Genomic DNA, 17,873 nt, shown 5'->3' with positions numbered 1-17,873 from the left:
CCTTCAAGAGTGCACGGTTGACCCCATGAGTCGCCCCCTGCGGACCCGCCAGCGCACCCGAGTGCGACACGAGATCCAGTCGGCGGCATGGCGACTGTTCGCCGAATCCGGTTACGCGGCCGTCACCACACGACAGATCGCCGACGCCGCCGGCGTCTCCGAGAGCACCTACTTCCGGCACGTGACCAGCAAGGACGACCTGCTGCTCTACCCGTTGGAAGCCAGCAGTGCGGCCATTGTCGCGACGTTTCGATCCCAGCCCGTCACCGTCTCGGTGCAACGTGCGCTCGCCGACTCCATCGTCGAGCGGACCTCGGCGTCATCGCGTGTGGAGCTCGACCTCTGGCGCACAGCGCTCGCGTCGGCCCCCGACCTGCGTGATCGGATCACCCTCATCCGCGACGACGACGCCCGCGAACTCGTGCAGGCCGCGGCCGAACGGATGGGCATCTCGGAACCGTCGCTGGAACCCGGTGTGCGTGTGCACACCGTGCTGGCCGCGGCCGCGTATGCCTACCGGACGTGGTTCGACGGCGACCCGCGAGAGCTCGACGCCCTCATCCGCGAGGCCGTCGACCTCGCCGTGACCTCGCCACCGGAACGACTCACGCCCTGAGCGTCGATTCCCGCTCACGAACAATTCTCGAGCGGGAATCGACGCCCAGGGCGTGAAGTGAAGAGTCAGTTGCGGGCGGGACGCAGTTCGCGGGGCAGCGCGAACGTCAGCGTCTCCTCCGCGGTGGTGACGGTCTCGACATCGTTGAAGCCGTGTTCGGCCAACAGATCGATGACGCCGCGGACCAGCACCTCCGGCACCGAGGCGCCCGAGGTGAGACCGACGGTGGTCACGCCGTCGAGCCAGGCGAGGTCGATCTCGCGCGCGTAGTCGACGAGGTGGGACGCCTTCGCCCCGTTCTGCAGCGCCACCTCGACGAGACGGACCGAGTTCGACGAGTTCTGCGAGCCGACGACGATCACCAGATCGCACCGTGGAGCCATCGCCTTCACCGCCACCTGACGGTTCTGGGTGGCGTAGCAGATGTCGTCCGACGGCGGGTCGTTGAGCAGCGGGAACTTCTCGCGGAGACGGTGGACGGTCTGCATGGTCTCGTCCACCGACAGCGTGGTCTGCGACAACCAGACCACACGCTCGGGGTCGCGGACCTGCACCTGGTCGACGGCGTCGGGACCGTCGACGAGCTGAATGTGCTCGGGAGCCTCACCCGCGGTGCCCTCCACCTCCTCGTGCCCCTCGTGACCGATCAGGACGATGTCGTAGTCGTCGCGCGCGAACCGTTTGGCCTCCTGATGGACCTTCGTGACCAGCGGGCACGTCGCGTCGATCGTCTTCAGGCTGCGCTGCGCCGCCGTCCGGTGCACCTCCGGCGAGACACCGTGCGCCGAGAACACCACGATCGCGCCCTCCGGCACCTCGTCGGTCTCGCCGACGAACACGGCGCCGCGGTCGGTGAGAGTGTCGACGACGTGACGGTTGTGGACGATCTCCTTGCGGACGTAGACGGGAGCGCCGTGCTTGTCGAGGGCCCGCTCGACGGTCTCGACAGCGCGGTCGACACCCGCGCAGTACCCGCGGGGCGACGCCAGGAGGACTCGCTTGGATTCAGCCATAACATCAAGAGTACGGCTGTGAGAAGGTGTTTACATGAATCGTCCTCCGTACCCTGCCCGCGTGATGGCAGGACTGCTGGTCACGACCGTCGAGGAGACTCGGAAGCTTCCGACCCGCGTCATCACCCTGCCCATGTCCGCGGTCAGCAGCGCGCTGCAGGCGGGCATGCGTCTGCAGCAGAACATCGCCGAACTCGCCATCAAGGGCGACGAGGTCCTCTCCCCGATCTTCGACAAGCCCGAAGAGCAGCCCGCCTGGGCACACTTCGACGATGACGACGAGCCGATCGAGACCGTCGTCGAATCCGTCCCCGAGCCGGAACCGGCACCCGTCGTCGCCGCCGAACCCGCCGAACCGGCCACCGGACGCTTCGCCCTGTACAGCGCCCCGCCCGCCGACCTCACCCCCGGCACGACCGAGGCCGCACCGGCGTCGAGCGGTCCGGCGCCGCAGATCGTCGTCGACCTCGACTACGACGCGCTCACGCTGGCCCAGCTGCGGGCCAAGGTCCGCACCCTCGATGCCGACTCGCTGCAGGGACTCGCCGACTACGAGCGCGCCCACAAGAACCGCTCGCCGTTCGTGACGATGATCGACAATCGCATCGCCAGCCAGCAGAAGAAGGCCGACGCCGACCAGTGACGTCGCCGGAGGAGCCGTGGCCGGTACGCACCCTCAGCTTCAAGATCGGCGAGTGGGTCCACAAACTCGGGCAGGTGTGGGTCGAGGGTCAGCTGACCCAGATCAACGCCCGGCCGGGCACCCGCACCGCGTTCCTGACGTTGCGCGATCCGGCCGCGGACATGTCGATCTCGGTCACCTGCGACCCCGACCTGCTGCGTCGAAGCCCCGTCCCGCTGTCGGACGGCGCGCGCGTCGTGGTGTGCGGGCGACCCAACTTCTACGCCGGACGCGGCACTCTCTCGCTGCGGATCACCGACATCCGGCCGGTCGGGATCGGTGAACTGCTCGCCCGGATCGAACGCATCAAGGGCCTGCTCGCCGCCGAGGGCCTGTTCGACGCGCGACGCAAGCGGTCGTTGCCGTTCCTTCCGCACACGATCGGCCTGATCAGCGGTCGGGCGAGCGCGGCCCAGCGCGATGTGGTGACGGTCGCGGAGGATCGGTGGTCCGCTGTCCGGTTCGACATCCGCGACGCTCCCGTCCAGGGACCGACCGCCGTACCCGCGATCATCGCCCGACTCGCCGAACTCGACGCCGACCCGCGCGTGCAGGTGATCGTCATCGCCCGCGGCGGCGGCAGCGTCGAAGACCTCCTGCCGTTCTCCGACGAGACCCTCCTGCGCGCCGTCGCCGACTGCCGGACGCCGGTGGTCAGCGCGATCGGCCACGAACCGGACACTCCCCTGCTCGACCTCGTCGCCGACGTCCGGGCCGCGACGCCGACCGACGCCGCCAAACGCGTCGTCCCCGATGTGACGGCCGAACTGCGGGCGATCGCGGTGCTCCGCGAACGAAACGCCCGCGCACTCCGCAACTGGGTGCACCGCGAGCAGCGCGTCCTCGACGGACTCCGAGCGCGACCGGCCCTCGCCCGACCGCTCAGCATGATCGACGGCCGCCAGGACAAGGTCGACGACGCCGTCGTCCACCTCAGGCGCAGCGTCCGCCACCTGGTGACCGTCGAAGAGCATCGGCACGCACAGCTCGCCGCCCGGCTCTCCACGCTGGGACCTGCACAGACGTTGGCCCGCGGCTACGCCGTCGTCCAACGCACCGACACCGACACCCCGCACGCCGCGGCGACCGTCGACGATCTGCCCGCCGGTGCGCCCGTTCGCATCCGGGTGGCCGACGGGTCCGTCCACGCGATCATCGAAGGAGACGAGTCATGACCGACGCCCCGACCCCCGTCGACCAGTTGTCGTACGAGGACGCGCGAGATGAGCTGTCCCGCGTCGTCGCGGCGCTGGAGCACGGCGGACTCGGCCTGGACGAATCCCTCGCCCTCTGGGAACGCGGCGAGGCTCTCGCCACCCGCTGCACCGCCCACCTGGAAGGCGCCCGCGCGCGGATCGAAGAAGCCCTCAACGAGGCGGACGACTGAGCGCCTGTCAGCTTTCAGGTGTAGTTCGTGACGCTATGGCTACCAAGAACGACACCCGAAAATGCCGACAGGATCGAAACTATCCTGTCGGCTTGGGCAGGGTTGAGACGATCGGCGCAGCGGCCGAGACCGCCTCGGCCAGCGTCTGCATGGTCGAGTCCTTGCCCGAGGTCTTGACCGCGATGCGGACGTCGCCGAAGTCGGCGATCCAGGCCTTCTTGTGATCGGGGTTCTCGTACGTCACCCAGGTGCGCCCGCCGATCTGGCGGGTCCCCGTGGCCGACGTGTCGTCACCGAGCAACTGGTTCATCAGCGCCTCTTCGGCACCGTCCGTCTGCGTGAGCTGCACGTACGCACCGTCACCGGTGATCCAGCCGACGTTGCTCGACAGCGACGCCTCGACGTTCTGCGTGGAACCGGAGTTCGGCTGCCAGTCGGCCGGCACCTTCGGGTCGCGGATCGGGAACTTCAAGGTCGCGGCGTCGGCGTGCAATCCGCCAGACACGTCGAAGTGCGGGACGTTCTGCGCGGTCGCATCCTTGCCGAATCCCCAACTGCAGCTGCCCGCGACACCCGCCACGATCAGGATGAGCACGGCGAGGGGGATCAGGGACCACATCATGTCCCTGCCGTCCTGCAGGATTCGGGGTTTCTCGGCCATGACAGCCATTATCCACGGGCTCGAACGCCCCCGGCCGACCCGGGTCCGTCGAGGTCATGAAACAATTGGACGGTCTGTGTTGTGCACTAGGAGTGGAGTCACATGTCGTCGAAGGAAGCACCCGACCGTAATCTCGCGATGGAACTCGTGCGAGTCACCGAGGCTGCGGCCCTCGCCGCAGGCCGTTGGGTGGGACGCGGCGACAAGAACAGCGGAGACGGCGCGGCCGTCGACGCGATGCGTGAACTCCTCTCGACCGTCTCGATGCGCGGCACCGTCGTCATCGGCGAGGGCGAGAAGGACGAGGCCCCGATGCTGTACAACGGCGAGGTCGTCGGCAACGGCGAAGGCCCTGAGGTGGACGTCGCCGTCGACCCGATCGACGGCACCACGCTGATGGCCGAGGGACGCCCGAACTCGATCGCGGTCATCGCGGTCTCCGAGCGCGGCACCATGTTCGACCCGTCGGCCGTCTTCTACATGAACAAGATCGCCGTCGGCCCCGCCGCGAAGGGCGCCATCGACATCGACCAGTCGGTCGAGTGGAACATCAACTCGGTCGCCGCGGCGAAGGGCATCGACGTCGCCGACCTGACCGTCGTCGTCCTGGACCGTCCCCGCCACGCCGAGCTGATCTCCGAGATCCGCGAGGCCGGCGCCAAGATCCGTCTGATCTCCGACGGCGACGTCGCGGGCGCCATCGCCGCCGCGGGCGACTACAGCACCGTCGACATGCTGATGGGAATCGGCGGAACCCCGGAGGGCATCATCAGCGCCGTCGCCATGAAGTGCATGGGCGGCGAGATCCAGGGCAAGCTGTGGCCGAAGGACGAGGCCGAGCGTCAGAAGGCACTCGACGCGGGCCACGACCTCGACCGTGTGCTCACCAACGACATCCTGGTCAGCGGCGAGAACTCGTTCTTCTGCGCCACCGGCGTCACCAATGGCGACATGCTCCGCGGCGTCACCTACCGCCCCAACGGCGCGACCACCCGCTCGCTCGTCATGCGCAGCAAGTCGGGCACCGTCCGCACCGTCGAGGCCGTCCACCAGACCAGCAAGCTCCGCGAGTTCGCGCGCATCGACGTCTGACGTTCCCGAGACGATCCACTGCGAAGCCCCGGCCGTCGGCCGGGGCTTCGTCGCCTACTCCACCGCGCCGTCGAGCATCGTCAGGACGTGGTCGGCGTCGGCGAGGGAGCGGACGTCGTGGGTCACGAGGAGCGCGGCGACGTCACGTTCCCGGACGAGCCTGGTGAGCAGTTCCATCGTCTCGGCGGCCCGGTGGGAGTCGAGGGCCGACGTCGGCTCGTCCGCCAGCAGGACGGCCGGGTCGCCGATGAGCGCACGGGCGATGTTCACCCGCTGGCGCATGCCGCCGGACAACTGATGCGGTCGGCGGTTCACCGCATCGCCGAGTCCGACGTCGGCGAGCAGGTCGAGCGCGCGCTGACGGTGTGCCTTGGGTTTTCGGCCCGCGATGTGCACCGGCAGCAGCACCTGTTCGAGCGCGGTGAGGCTCGGCAACAGATTGTCGTGCTGAAAGACGAACCCGATCTTCGTCCGGCGCACGTGGGCGCGCTGCTCGTTCGTCATCCCGGACACGTCGACGCCGTCGACGACGACCCGACCCCGGTCGGGCGCGACGAGTGTGCCCGCCACCGACAGCACACTCGACTTGCCGCAGCCGGACGGCCCGGTCAGGCCGACGAGACTGCCGGCGGGGATGGTGAACGAGACGTCGTCGACCGCGGTCAGGCTGGCGCCGTCGCCGTCCGGGTACGTGAGGGTCACATCGCTGAGTTCGAGAGACATAGCGGGTCCTAACGGTTGAGGGCGATGAGCGGGTCGACGGCGACGAGCGAGCGCAAGGCCAGTCCGGCCCCGGCGAGCCCCAGCACGACGATTCCCGCCACGAGTGCCGCGGTGGTGGTCGGATCGAACGCGATGGGGACCGCCGCCGACGCCACCCACGCACCGAACCCGCCACCCAGGAGACCTGCGACGACACCGACGGCGAGCACCATCGCGGCCTGGCCTAGTCCATCGCGCAGCAGGTATCCGCGGCTCGCACCCATCGCGCGGACAACGGCGAGCGGACGGACCCGCTGACCGGTCCACACCGCGAAGAACCCGCCGACGACGACGGCCGACACCACGACCAACAGCACCTGGATGAAGAGCAGGGACATGTGCTCGGACGAGTAGCCGGGCACCAGCGACGGCAGGTCCGCGTGCGCGGTGTGCACGGTTCCGGGCACGTCAGCGTCGGTGAGGAGCGCCGACACGGCGTCGCGTCCGGTGGCCTGCCGCCACACCGACAACGGCATCCGCACGACCGGCGTGTGCGCGTACTCGCCGACGTCGGCGACCACGTCGACGGTGACAGTCGCGGCCCCCACCTGCGCCATCGACCCGATGCGCAGGCCGAGCGACGACGCGGTCACCGGGTCGACGGCCACCGTCTCGACATCGGAGAACCCGAACGCGGTGACGGCCGCGGCCCGCTCCCCTACGGTGATCCGGGTGGTCGCGACTCCGAGCGACGTCACCCCCGGCACCGGGGCGACCCTGCTGTCGGTGAACGACGACGCGGACCCGTCCGCCGCGGTCTGGGTGCGGACGCCGCCGGGCAGCGCGCGGACCGCGGACGTCGACTCCTCGCCGAGACCCGCCGCGAGCGAGGACAACATCACCACCATCAGTGACAGCAGTGCGATCACCCCGGTGATCAGCACGAACCGTCCCTTGGCGTCCCGTATCTCGCGCCATCCGATGTACACCGTGTCTCCTTCTCGTAGTCCGACCACTCCACCCTCTCGCCGGCGTCGGGGTCGGCGCATCGACCGCACGGGTCGTCTTCGCATCCATCGAAAGGTGCACTCGGCGCGACAGGCCGCGGCCGGCGGCGACAATGGACCCGTGACCGACGACCGAATCACCGACCGCTACGCCGAATGGGGCGGGCACGTCCTGTTCGCGACTCTGCTGACGGTCGGCGTGATCAAGTCGCTCGGCGACCCGCGGCCCGCCATGACGGTCGTGGCCGCCTTGGTGTTCGCGGCCTGGTATGTGGTCGGAGCGGTGGCGTCCTCACGCGGACGCCGAGACCGGGCGAGCGCGTGGGTCCTGGTCCTCACGGCCGGATGGATCGGGTTGGTCGGCGTCTCGGAGGACTTCGTCTGGCTGGCGTTCGTGTTGGCGATCCTGTGCCGCCGGTTCCTTCCACGCAGTGCGGCCGCGGGTGCCGCGGTGGTGATCGCCATCGTGTCGGTGGCGGCGGTGTGGGCGCGTCAGGGCTTCACGGTCGGGGGAGTGATCGGCCCGATCATCGGCATCGCGACCGCCGTCGCTGTCACCGAGGCGTTCGAGCGGATCACCCTGACCGTCCGGGAACGGGACAGGCTGCTCGATGAGCTCGTCGTCACCCGGGACGAGCTCGCGGCCAGACAACGCGAGGCGGGTGTGCTCGCCGAACGCGACCGGCTCGGCGGCGAGATCCACGACGGCGTCGGCCAGTACCTCGCGAGCATCATCATGCTGCTGCGCGCCGACCAGCCGGACGCGGCGTTGGAGACCGCTCAGGCCGCGCTCGCCGAGTCGCGCCGGTTCCTGTCCGGGCTCGACGGCCCCGTCCGCGACTCCGACCTGCCCGGCGCCCTCGCCCGGCAGGCCGCCGAGCTGTCCGCGGACGGCGTCCGGGCGGTGTTCGCCGACCACGGCGACCCCGTCGACCTGCCCGACGACGTCCACCTCGCGCTGCTGCGGACCGCCCAGGAAGCGCTGCTCAACGTCCGCAAGCACGCGGGCGCGTCGCAGGTCACGGTCACGTTGACGCGGCTGCCCGGCGAGGTCCACCTCGACATCGTCGACGACGGCGTCGGCCTCGGGTCCGGCACCGGCTTCGGGCTCCGCGCCATGCGATCGCGGGTGGCTCGGTGCGGCGGAGAGGTGATCGTCGACGACACTCCCGGCGGCGGCACCACCGTCCACGCCCGCGTCCCGGTCGGGGGCGACGCATGATCCGCGTGATGATCGTCGACGACCATCCCGTCGTCCGCGCCGGTCTGCGCGCCGTGCTCGGCGCCGTCGCCGACGTCGAGGTGATCGCCGAGGCCGGATCGGCCGCCGACGCCGTCGACACCGCGACCGGCACCGCACTCGACGTGGTCCTGATGGATCTGCGACTGCACGGCGCCGACCCGACCGCCGACGGCGTGTACGCGACGCAGGCGATCCGCGCCCTCGCCGACCCGCCGAACGTGCTTATCCTGACGACCTACCAGTCGGACGTCGACATCGTCCGCGCCGTCGACGCCGGAGCCGTCGGCTACCTGCTGAAAGACGCGGCGCCCGACGTCCTCGTCGGCGCGATCCGCTCCGCAGCGGCGGGCGAGACCGTGCTGGGCCCGGCGGTCGCCGCGCGGCTGCTGTCGCGCGTCACGTCGCCCGACACCGCGTTGACCGGCCGCGAACTCGAGATCGTCCAACAGCTCGCCGCGGGCGGCACCAACCGGGAGATCGCCAGGCGACTCGTCATCTCCGAGGCGACCGTCAAATCGCATCTCGTCCACGTCTTCGACAAGCTCGGCGTCAACAGTCGCACCAAGGTGATCGCGGCCGCCCGCGAGCGGGGATTGATCGGCTGATTGTCAGTCCGTCGATCGTCGCTACGACTGAGCCAGACCCCAAAAGTAGGCATAGCCGTTGTGCGTGAAACATACAGATGCGGCTATCGGCCACCGACTCAACGTCTGATCACACGTCCACGACGATGCGAACGGACCCTGCACCCGCCACTCGAAGCCTGCGGGCACTGTCACATCTGTCGGTGGCCCCGGCATCGGAATCGGCTCTGGAGCTGGGGCCTCGACGTCGTCGTTGGAATCCGGAATCTCCTCGACTGCAGGCTCCTCGACAACCGAGGGTGGTTCGACCGACGACTCGATCTCACGCGGCACCTCGTCGACGGGGAAGTCGTTCTCAGCGGATGACGAGATCTCCGATTCACGCACATTCGGTGCTCCGGCATGAACAGCACCGATATCCGGCCGACCGATCAGCGCTCCGCCGCCAACGAGCACTGCGACTATGCCAATTCCGACTGCCAATCTCGCACCACCTTCGGCGAGTTCTACAACGAAAGGCACGACGATCAACGACACCGCGGCGCCGAGACTCATCCAGTAGCCCCACGCCATCGACGGTGACAGGCCAGCGTCATCGACTACATCCAAGTCCAACCACACCGATCGACCGAGCCACACAGCGACGACCATCATCGCCAGAACAACACCGGCAAGGAAGACATTTCCCGTCAGTGCATCGTCGGTCTTCGACCCGACGATCCGGATCAGCAGACTGCCGACCACACCCACATATCCGAGCGCCCACCCTGCTTCACCCGCCTCGAACGAATCGAATCCCGAATCGACATCGAGAAGCCGACCAGAAAGCGACACGGAGACTGCGTGAACTCCAGCTTCACTGAAGGCAACCCACGGGGCCGCGAATGCGGCAATTGCAAGAACTACACACGCCGCAGCCCCCACATACTTCAACGAATGATTTTGCACGGGCACTTCTACATCAGTCACCCGAACACCGTAAATCCGACTACGGTTCCCCTTCATTCACGCCGAACAAAATTCAGCGGACTCACAGTTTCCAGTAACGTGTCCACATGGTCGAGACATTCCCCGAAGACTGGTCCACGGCGCTGGTGCTCGTCGCGCATCCCGACGATCCGGAGTACGGGCTGGCTGCAGCCGTCGCCCGGTGGACATCGGAGGGGAAGAGGGTCGTCTACGCCCTCGCGACCAGCGGCGAGGCCGGGATCGAGGGCATGGCGCCCGATGAGGCCGGACCGTTGCGCGAAGGCGAGCAGATCGCGTCCGCCGCGGCGGTCGGCGTGTCCGAGGTCGAGTTCTGGGGATTCGAGGACAGCGAGATCGTCAACACCGCAGAACTCCGGGCGAAGGTCGCCGAGACCGTCGCACGCGTCTGTCCCGATGTGACACTCAGTCTGTACGGCGGAGCCGAATGGGCTCCGGGGATGCCGAATCAGCGCGACCACATGGAGTTCGCGCAGGCCGTCGTCGACGCGTACGACGCCGCAGGTCCGCTGTTCTGCAACGGCCCCGACGTGACGCACGCCGTGGACGTCGACGGATTCACCGACGCGGCGATCGACGCCCTCGAATGCCACCGCGTCTACCTGGAGGTGCTCGACCCGTCGACACCGGTCCGACAGCAGGCCACCGCGCAGGTCGAGATGACGACGGGGCCGATCGACGGATTCCCGGCCGCTCGCGCGACCGGGTTCCACCTGCTGCGCGCGGCTCGTTAGCCGAGGTCGACGCCCTCGAAGTCGGCGTCGGTGTACTCGCGAGGCTCGACGAGGACCAGCCAGTTCCCCGAGTTGTCGCGGAGGATCGCTTCGACGCCGTACGGACGGTCCTCCGGATCCTGCAGGAACTCGACGCCCTTGCCCTTGAGCTCCTCGACGGTGGCCCGGCAGTCGTCGACGTTCAGGCCGACCGCGGGCAGACCACCCTCGTCCTGCGCCCGACGCATCGCCTCGATCAGGTAGTCGGGCAGCGGCGCGCTCGGCGTCGTCAGGTGGATGCTGAGTTCCGGCTGCGTCGGGTGCGACACAGTGCACCACCGGAAGTCGCCCATCGTGATGTCCTCGCCGAGGTCGAAGCCGAGGACGTCGGTGTAGAAGGCCTTCGACTCGTCGATGTCGCGGACCCAGATGCTTGTCAGAGATACGTTCGTGATCACATTTCCCACCATATGGCCGAGGCCGCACGCGTGCATCGCGTACGGCCTCGGCTCGCTGAAAGGTTCGTGTGGGTTCACCCGCCCGTCAGCTGGCCGGGATCAGTCCCTTCAACGCGTCCGGGATGAGCGCGGCCAGATTGCCGAGGACGCCGCCGATCAGGTCGCCGTTCGGGCTCGCCTCGGTCGCGGGTGCGTCCTTCGGGGCGTCGACGTTGACGCCGATGGTGATCTTCGGGCTCTTCGACGGATCGAGCCACTTCAGCACGTCGATCATCTTCTGACGGTCGATCGCGACACAGCCCCACGTCGGCTTCTCGTCGGTGACGTGCAGGAAGATCGCCGACGCGTCGCCGGGGACGCGGTTCGGGTTGTGTGCGATGTTCACGGCGTAGTCGTACACGGGACCCGAGTTGTAGAGGTTCTCGCTGTCGCCGCCGGGGCTCGCCTGCTGCCGGACGTGCGTGTTGTACGTCGGCGACTGCGGGTTCGAGTCCCACCAGTCCTGCGTGTCGGTCTGGAAGTACGGCATCTTGGTCCCTGGGTTGGCCTGCCGACCGAAGGCCTGGTCGAGCGCGAACGTGCCCTGCGGCGTGCGGTACACGTTGTCCTGCGCCTTCCCCATTCCCTTCTCGCCGAGCCATGCCTTCGTCGGACCGATGACGGGCTTCCACACGCCGGCCTCATCCTTCTCGAAGGCCGTCAGCGTCGCGGTCTGCGACGTCGCGACCGGCGCGGTCACCACGATCATCTGCTTGGTCGCGTCGACGGCCTGCGGCGCCGGAGCCCCGGGGACGGTGAACGACTTGAGCAGGTTCTCGATCAGCGCCGTCACGTCGGACGTCTGCGCAGGTCCGGGGGTCGTCGTCGGCGCGGCCGAGGCCTGTCCCGTCCCGATCGCCATCGTGAGGACAGCCGCCATCGCCAGCAGTCCCAATTGCCACACTCGCCTCACCAGTAACTTCAGCATCACCCAAGTGTGCCAGCGACCTCCCAGCATTCGCCACCCCGGGAGAGCATCGTCACCTTTCCGCAACACCCGCCGCTCACGGCTATCGTCGAGGTCATGCCCACTCCCTCCGCACCCCGCTGGATCACCGACACCGAGCCCGGACACAGCCAGTGGTACGTCGATCGATTCCGCACGATGGCCGCGGACGGCGTCGACCTGGTCGGCGAGGCCCGCCTCGTCGATGCGATGGTCGGACGGAACTCCCGCATCCTCGACGCCGGATGCGGACCCGGCCGCGTCGGCGGCCACCTGCATGAGGTCGGGCACGACGTGATCGGCGTGGACGTCGACCCGATCCTCATCGACGCGGCGATCGCCGATCACCCCGGGCCCGACTGGCGAGTCGGCGACCTCGCCGTCCTCGACCTCGACACGACGTTCGACGCGATCGTCTGCGCGGGCAACTTACTGGCGTTCGTCGCCCCGAACACCGAGTCCCTCGTCCTCGGCCGCCTGAAGGCGCATCTCGCAGAGGGCGGCTTCATCATCGTCGGTTTCCACATCGACAAGCTGGCACTGGACGTGTTCGACGCCGCCGTCGCCGACGCGGGCCTGCGACTCGACCTGCGCCTGTCGACCTGGGACGTGAAGCCCTGGCACGACGATGCCGATTTTGCGGTGTCGATCCTCCGCGCCGTCTAACGTTCCCCGATTTCGGCGAGAAGGGGCCATACCAGATCGCGATGCCCGTTTCCGGGGAATGTCAAACCTGTGGACACTGGGCATCGGGTATCCACAGATTCCGGCCACCGCCCGAATCCCCCAAAAACGGGCGCAGAGTGGCGGCATGGAGCCCATCCGCCACGGCATCTACACCACAGCCCAGCTGATCTCGATGGTCGGCGGGGAAGGTCTCGCCGAACTCATCAGACTCCAATATGCTCGCCGGCTTCGCCGCGGTTGGTACCAGATCGGCAACGTCTCACACGACCTCGTCACGGCGATACGACGAGGAGGAGTTCTCAGCTGCGTCAGCGCATTGGAACATCACGGAGTCTGGGTACCCAAACACCCCGACGTGCACGTTCGCGCCGACTCATGGGCAACCCGCCACAGAAAAGGACCGTTCTGCCGCCAGTTCGGGCGCCCCGCACCGACTCTGGAATCGATCGACGACCTGCCCACGGCGATACGGCATGCAGCGCGATGCCTGGATACCGAGGGCTTCGTTGTCGCCTGCGACTCGATCCTGAACCGCGGACTGATGACGTGGGACCAACTCGAGTACCAGTTCCGGGCCGCACCGACCGCCATCACTCGAGCCCTCGGCCGATGCAACGGGGAGGCCGAGTCCGGCCCGGAGACCATGGCTCGCCTCCGTCTGATCGACCTACGCATGCCGGTGCGGATTCAGGTCCAGGTCACCGACGACGACCGGGTCGACATCGTGATCGGCGACTGGCTGATCATCGAGATCGACGGGTGGGAGTACCACGGCGACCGGAAGTCGTTCCAGCACGACCGAACTCGAGACCGAAGAACATTCCAGATCGGCTATCACACACTGCGGTACACCTATGACGACATCGTCTTCGACTGGGCCCGCAGCCTCGGCGACATTCAGAGCGCCGTCGCCGCGGGCCTGCACACAAGGCCGAACCGCCGGCTCGCCTAAGGTTCCCCGGAAACTGCGCGTTCGGCGCTGGAAGCTCACGATTCGCCAGATCCGGGGAACCTTAAACATGATCAGGGTGCGCCGGGCGCGAACTCCTCGAGCATGTCGGTGACGAGAGCGGCGATCGGGGAACGCTCGCTGCGGGTGAGGGTGATGTGCGCGAACAGCGGGTGGCCCTTGAGCTTCTCGATGACGGCGGCGACGCCGTCGTGACGTCCGACGCGGAGGTTGTCACGCTGAGCGACGTCGTGCGTGAGCACCACACGCGAGCCCGAGCCGAGCCGAGAGAGCACCGTGAGCAGGACGTTCCGTTCCAACGACTGCGCCTCGTCGACGATGACGAACGAGTCGTGCAGGGAACGACCGCGGATGTGCGTGAGGGGAAGCACCTCGAGCATTCCCCGGGAGAGGACCTCATCGATCACCTCGGTGGAGACGAGGCCCTCGAGGGTGTCGAACACGGCCTGCGCCCACGGGCCCATCTTGTCGGCCTCGCTTCCGGGCAGGTAACCGAGGTTCTGACCGCCGACCGCGTACAGGGGGCGGAACACGACGACCTTGCGTTGGGTGCGCCGTTCCAGCACCGCTTCGAGGCCCGCGCAGAGGGCGAGGGCCGACTTGCCGGTGCCTGCCTTGCCGCCGAGGGAGACGATGCCGACGGAGTCGTCGAGCAGCAGGTCGAGGGCGACGCGCTGTTCGGCGGAGCGTCCGCGCAGACCGAACGCCTCGCGTTCGCCGCGTACGAGCCGGACCTGTTTGGCGTCGGTGACCCGTCCGAGCGCGCTGTTCGACGCGCCGACCATCCGGACTCCGGTGTGGCATGGCAGGTCGCGGGCGTCGTCGAGGTCGACGACGCCGTCCGCGAACAGGGTGTCTATCTCCGAATCGAGGACGTCGAGCTCGTCCATGCCCGTCCACCCGGAGACGACGACGTCCTGCGCGTGGTATTCGTCGGCGGCGAGACCGACGGCGCCAGCCTTCACGCGCAGCGGGGTGTCCTTGGAGACGAGCGTGACATCGCGGCCCTCCGCGCGCAGATTCAATGCGCACGCGAGGATGCGGGAGTCGTTGGTGTCGTTGCGGAAACCGGCGGGCAGGACCGACGGGTCGGTGTGATTGAGCTCCACTTGGACGGTGCCGCCCGCGTCGCCGACCGGGAGGGGCTCGTCGAGTCGACCGTGTTCGACGCGCATGTCGTCGAGGAGACGGAGGGCCTGGCGGGCGAACCAGCCGAGTTCGCTGTGGTGACGTTTGCCCTCGAGTTCGCTGATCACGACGAGTGGGAGGACGACGTGATGCTCGGCGAAGCGAGTCACCGCCCACGGGTCGGAGAGCAGTACGGAGGTGTCGAGGACGTAGGTGCGTGCGGTCACGTCATGGCTCCTTGGCGCCGCGCGGCTCCCGCGCGGTCCGAGTATCTCCGGCCGGTCGGTCCGTGCCTGCAGTCGGCGTCAGCCGACGTCGGCGAGGACCGGGGCCGGTCCTCTCGTGACGTGATCGTTCACGAATCGAACCTCCCGAACGAACCGCTTCCCCACGGCCCGTCAAGGCTCAACGTACGCCGCGTGGCGCCGCGGTCCGGGGACGCGTGGGATGCGTGTCGGTGAACGTTGGGTAACCGCCGAGATCAGCACTTGCCAGATTGGAAAGCATTCCCTATGGTTTCCAATATGGAAACTACACCGGATCCGAACGCCGCACGCGATACACTCCGAGCAGCCGAACGCGCCGCGGCCGCGCCCTTCGTCGACTACCCGCCGACGCCCGTCTGGTACCCGCCCGCCCTGGGTGGATGGTTCGCGATCCTGTCCGCGATCATGGTGTACCGCCCCGGCCCCGCGGTGTCGGTCCCGCTGCTCGTGGTGCTCATCGCGCTCGTCGGAGCCTTCATGGCCTGGCACTCGCGCGTCCGCGGCACCCTGCCGACACTGACCGGGGCGCCGAAGGAGCTTCACCGCCCGATGTACGGCTATGCGGCAGGCGTGGTCGTGATCGTGGCCGTCGTCGTCCCCGTCGGACTGTTCGCCCCGCCGATCGCAGCCGTCATCGCGACGTTCGTACTGGTCACCATCGGTATCGCCGCGTACGAACGCGCGTACTTCCGCGCGGCTCAGGCAGTCAAGGAACGTCTCGCATGAGCGGACCGCTCGGCGACCTCGATCCCGTCCTCACCCCGCCGAAACGCCTCGCGGCCCTGGCCGTGCTGAGCAACGCGACGACAACCGACTTCACGTTCCTCCGCGATCACCTCGCCGTCAGCGACTCCGACCTGTCGAAGCAGATGGCGGTGCTGATCGACGCCGAATACGTCACCGCGACCAAGTCGCGCGGCCGCGGCGGCTCGACGACCTACAAGATCACCCGGGCGGGCAGGAATGCGTTCGAGAATCACAAACGGGCCCTCGAACGCCTCATCGCAGGCTGACTCACTCGGCGGCGAGCAGCGGAACGGGCCTCCACGACGGGTCGATCCGCACCGGATGCTGCGGCTGCACGACGCCGGGCGCGGGCACTTCGACGAGCGGTGTCGGCCGGACCCGAGGGCCCGGACGCAGGCCGACGGACGCGGCGTCGACGACGGGTGCCGCGGTCAGGATCGGGCGGTCTCCGATCGGGTGGGCGAGCGCTCGCGTCACGGTGGTCGGCGAGCTCTCGGTGCAATCGTCCGGGTCCGGCTCGGTCCGACCACGAAAGTCGGCGAGGGAACGCGCGACCCGAACGACGACGGCGTTGGTGTGCTCGTACACGTCGACGTCGGTGCTGCAGACGATCCGCGGTTGCGAGTCGGCGTCGAGGACCACCAACTCGACTGTCAGCTCGCTCGGATACCGGTAGCCGACCACCGTGCCGGGACCGAGGTCGAAAGACCGATACGTAGGCGGCGAGTACGTCGGCACGGAGTACGCGGGGCGCGCCGGGCGCCCGTCGCTCGGATCGTCGGCGGATCGCGTCGCGCCGTACATCATCGCCCCGGCCACGGCCAGACCGACGATTCCGACAACCCCTCCCACACGGGCCATCGCAAAAGCCGTGTCGCTCGGCTCGTTGGCATCGGGATTGCGGAACTTCCACGACTCCGTCGCCCGCCAGGCGCCACGCGGATCGATCACCTGCCAGAGGAACAGGCCGACCGCGATGACGCCGAGAACAATGAGAAAACCCACAGGTGGAACCCCCTTCTCGAAGGGAGCCTAGCCTGTGGGCTTCGTCGGGTATGTCAGATGATCGACGCCTCAGTGACCGGCGGCGCGCTCCAGGATGCGGGTGCGCGCGGCCTGTGCCTCGTCGGAGAGGCTCTGCAGGCTCTCGATCTTGAGCTCGTCGGCCAAGGTGCGGGCGATGGCGGCGTCGGACGCGACGTCCTCGAAGTCGGAGATGAACTCGCGCTGGGCGTCGAAGTCCGCGACGTCGTCGCCGATGTGCTCGATCGAGGCGAGCGCACGATCGACGGCGAGGACGGTGGCCTCCTGGTCGGCGACGGCTCCGGCGATGAGGAAGGCCTGGAAGAACGAGGCCTGCGCGGCGTCGTCGTGCCGGATCTTCTCCAGGATGTTCACCAGGTCCGGGTCGTCGGCGTGCTCGATGAGCCTGCCGATGTAGTGGACGCACTGGTTCTCGTGGACGGCGAGCAGGGCGAGGACGTCGAGCGGCCCGATGTCGCTGATCTCCTCCGGCGTCTGACGCCAGCCCGCGACGACGTGGATTCGGCGACGGTTCTCGGCGTCGACCGGGTCCATCGCACGCGTGACGACGAGGTAGTCGCGCAGCACGATCGCATGACGGTTGTCCTCCGCGGTCCACGTGCCGACGAGCTGACGCCAGTCGGAGAACGGCGGGAAGAACATCGAGATCACGCGGTGGAAGGACGGGAGATTGTCCTTCAGCAGCAGCAGTGCGAGCAGGCCCGCGGCGGCGGTCTCGTTCAGAGTCTCGTCGCCGGGCTTGAAGTCCTCGCCGCCGAGGAACGCGAAGTTGCGGCCCTTGTCCCACGGCACCCAATCGCCCGGGTTCCACGACAGCGCGGCACTCGCGTGCTCTTCGGCGATCTCGGGGAGAGCCTTCTCCAGCGCGGTGATCAACTCGTCTTCGCTCAGTACTGACACG

22 protein-coding genes are annotated in these 17,873 nt (G+C 68.2%); 12 read left to right on the top strand and 10 right to left on the bottom strand.

Features of this window, described 5'->3' with window-relative positions; genetic code table 11:
• Window positions 1-25 precede the first annotated feature (25 nt).
• Window positions 26-616, top strand: coding sequence for a TetR/AcrR family transcriptional regulator (locus GYB83_RS11475; protein ID WP_161895650.1), 591 nt, complete (start codon window positions 26-28; stop codon window positions 614-616).
• 65 nt (window positions 617-681) lie between these two features.
• Here the strand turns inward: GYB83_RS11475 and GYB83_RS11470 are convergent, their stop codons facing one another.
• Window positions 682-1,629, bottom strand: a complete 948-nt coding sequence (locus tag GYB83_RS11470; protein ID WP_161895649.1) for a 4-hydroxy-3-methylbut-2-enyl diphosphate reductase — start codon at window positions 1,627-1,629, stop codon at window positions 682-684.
• Window positions 1,630-1,663: 34 nt separating this feature from the next.
• On the opposite strand from GYB83_RS11470, the gene GYB83_RS11465 reads away from it, so the two are divergent.
• Genes GYB83_RS11465 through GYB83_RS11455 form a run of 3 tightly spaced genes read left to right on the top strand, consistent with a single transcriptional unit; the run spans window position 1,664 to window position 3,698 of the window.
• Window positions 1,664-2,272, top strand: coding sequence for a lipid droplet-associated protein (locus tag GYB83_RS11465; protein WP_161895648.1), 609 nt, complete (start codon window positions 1,664-1,666; stop codon window positions 2,270-2,272).
• Complete coding sequence (xseA, locus tag GYB83_RS11460) at window positions 2,269-3,486, top strand: exodeoxyribonuclease VII large subunit (protein ID WP_161895647.1); 1,218 nt, start codon at window positions 2,269-2,271, stop codon at window positions 3,484-3,486. The genes GYB83_RS11465 and xseA overlap by 4 nt, the downstream gene beginning before the upstream one ends.
• Entirely contained in the window at window positions 3,483-3,698 is a 216-nt protein-coding gene (locus tag GYB83_RS11455) for an exodeoxyribonuclease VII small subunit (protein WP_161895646.1), read from the top strand. The genes xseA and GYB83_RS11455 overlap by 4 nt, the downstream gene beginning before the upstream one ends.
• 79 nt (window positions 3,699-3,777) lie before the next feature.
• Here GYB83_RS11455 and GYB83_RS11450 read toward each other — a convergent pair whose 3' ends face one another.
• On the bottom strand, window positions 3,778-4,359 hold the full coding sequence (locus GYB83_RS11450) for a DUF4245 domain-containing protein (RefSeq protein WP_186349773.1): 582 nt from the start codon (window positions 4,357-4,359) through the stop codon (window positions 3,778-3,780).
• A 102-nt stretch (window positions 4,360-4,461) separates the two neighbouring features.
• On the opposite strand from GYB83_RS11450, the gene glpX reads away from it, so the two are divergent.
• A complete protein-coding gene (gene glpX, locus GYB83_RS11445; protein ID WP_161895644.1) occupies window positions 4,462-5,451 on the top strand; it encodes a class II fructose-bisphosphatase in 990 nt (329 codons plus the stop codon).
• Between the two features lie 54 nt (window positions 5,452-5,505).
• Here glpX and GYB83_RS11440 read toward each other — a convergent pair whose 3' ends face one another.
• On the bottom strand, window positions 5,506-6,174 hold the full coding sequence (locus GYB83_RS11440; protein ID WP_161895643.1) for an ABC transporter ATP-binding protein: 669 nt from the start codon (window positions 6,172-6,174) through the stop codon (window positions 5,506-5,508).
• 8 nt (window positions 6,175-6,182) lie between these two features.
• Window positions 6,183-7,142 (bottom strand): FtsX-like permease family protein, encoded by a 960-nt coding sequence (locus tag GYB83_RS11435; RefSeq protein WP_161895642.1) that lies wholly within the window; start codon window positions 7,140-7,142, stop codon window positions 6,183-6,185.
• A 139-nt stretch (window positions 7,143-7,281) separates the two neighbouring features.
• On the opposite strand from GYB83_RS11435, the gene GYB83_RS11430 reads away from it, so the two are divergent.
• Together GYB83_RS11430 and GYB83_RS11425 are read left to right on the top strand one after the other, a co-directional pair.
• The gene (locus tag GYB83_RS11430) at window positions 7,282-8,382 is read left to right on the top strand and encodes a sensor histidine kinase (RefSeq protein ID WP_161895641.1); all 1,101 of its coding nucleotides are present in this window, start codon (window positions 7,282-7,284) and stop codon (window positions 8,380-8,382) included.
• Window positions 8,379-9,008, top strand: coding sequence for a response regulator transcription factor (locus GYB83_RS11425; RefSeq protein WP_161895640.1), 630 nt, complete (start codon window positions 8,379-8,381; stop codon window positions 9,006-9,008). The genes GYB83_RS11430 and GYB83_RS11425 overlap by 4 nt, the downstream gene beginning before the upstream one ends.
• A gap of 21 nt (window positions 9,009-9,029) precedes the next feature.
• Here GYB83_RS11425 and GYB83_RS11420 read toward each other — a convergent pair whose 3' ends face one another.
• Window positions 9,030-9,956: a hypothetical protein gene (locus tag GYB83_RS11420; RefSeq protein WP_161895639.1), complete on the bottom strand. Its 927-nt coding sequence runs from the start codon at window positions 9,954-9,956 to the stop codon at window positions 9,030-9,032.
• A gap of 86 nt (window positions 9,957-10,042) precedes the next feature.
• Between GYB83_RS11420 and GYB83_RS11415 the strand changes: the two genes are divergently transcribed.
• Window positions 10,043-10,708 carry a PIG-L deacetylase family protein gene (locus GYB83_RS11415; protein ID WP_161895638.1) on the top strand — a complete coding sequence of 222 codons (666 nt, stop codon included), beginning with the start codon at window positions 10,043-10,045 and terminating at the stop codon, window positions 10,706-10,708.
• On the opposite strand, the gene GYB83_RS11410 is transcribed toward GYB83_RS11415, so the two are convergent.
• Both GYB83_RS11410 and GYB83_RS11405 read right to left on the bottom strand, forming a co-directional pair.
• Window positions 10,705-11,145 (bottom strand): VOC family protein, encoded by a 441-nt coding sequence (locus tag GYB83_RS11410; RefSeq protein ID WP_161895637.1) that lies wholly within the window; start codon window positions 11,143-11,145, stop codon window positions 10,705-10,707. The two genes, GYB83_RS11415 and GYB83_RS11410, sit on opposite strands and share 4 nt — an antisense overlap.
• Window positions 11,146-11,230: 85 nt before the next feature.
• Window positions 11,231-12,112, bottom strand: a complete 882-nt coding sequence (locus GYB83_RS11405; protein WP_186349772.1) for a L,D-transpeptidase family protein — start codon at window positions 12,110-12,112, stop codon at window positions 11,231-11,233.
• Window positions 12,113-12,208: 96 nt separating this feature from the next.
• On the opposite strand from GYB83_RS11405, the gene GYB83_RS11400 reads away from it, so the two are divergent.
• Complete coding sequence (locus GYB83_RS11400; RefSeq protein ID WP_161895636.1) at window positions 12,209-12,796, top strand: class I SAM-dependent methyltransferase; 588 nt, start codon at window positions 12,209-12,211, stop codon at window positions 12,794-12,796.
• Between the two features lie 145 nt (window positions 12,797-12,941).
• Window positions 12,942-13,769 carry a PDDEXK family nuclease gene (locus tag GYB83_RS11395; protein ID WP_161895635.1) on the top strand — a complete coding sequence of 276 codons (828 nt, stop codon included), beginning with the start codon at window positions 12,942-12,944 and terminating at the stop codon, window positions 13,767-13,769.
• Between the two features lie 71 nt (window positions 13,770-13,840).
• Here GYB83_RS11395 and phoH2 read toward each other — a convergent pair whose 3' ends face one another.
• Entirely contained in the window at window positions 13,841-15,142 is a 1,302-nt protein-coding gene (gene phoH2 / locus GYB83_RS11390; RefSeq protein WP_161895634.1) for an RNA 5'-3' helicase PhoH2, read from the bottom strand.
• Between the two features lie 297 nt (window positions 15,143-15,439).
• Between phoH2 and GYB83_RS11385 the strand changes: the two genes are divergently transcribed.
• Window positions 15,440-15,907, top strand: coding sequence for a hypothetical protein (locus GYB83_RS11385; protein WP_161895633.1), 468 nt, complete (start codon window positions 15,440-15,442; stop codon window positions 15,905-15,907).
• Window positions 15,904-16,194: a transcriptional regulator gene (locus tag GYB83_RS11380; protein WP_161895632.1), complete on the top strand. Its 291-nt coding sequence runs from the start codon at window positions 15,904-15,906 to the stop codon at window positions 16,192-16,194. The genes GYB83_RS11385 and GYB83_RS11380 overlap by 4 nt, the downstream gene beginning before the upstream one ends.
• A 1-nt stretch (window position 16,195) precedes the next feature.
• On the opposite strand, the gene GYB83_RS23400 is transcribed toward GYB83_RS11380, so the two are convergent.
• A complete protein-coding gene (locus tag GYB83_RS23400; protein ID WP_186349771.1) occupies window positions 16,196-16,933 on the bottom strand; it encodes a DUF6199 family natural product biosynthesis protein in 738 nt (245 codons plus the stop codon).
• A 69-nt stretch (window positions 16,934-17,002) separates the two neighbouring features.
• A complete protein-coding gene (locus tag GYB83_RS11370) occupies window positions 17,003-17,872 on the bottom strand; it encodes an acyl-ACP desaturase (protein ID WP_161895631.1) in 870 nt (289 codons plus the stop codon).
• Window position 17,873 lies beyond the last annotated feature (1 nt).

This window comes from Gordonia spumicola (assembly GCF_009932475.1).
Lineage (GTDB): Bacteria > Actinomycetota > Actinomycetes > Mycobacteriales > Mycobacteriaceae > Gordonia > Gordonia spumicola.
Note: the sequence above shows the minus strand (reverse complement) of the source record. Positions and strands in the feature narration are given on the sequence as shown.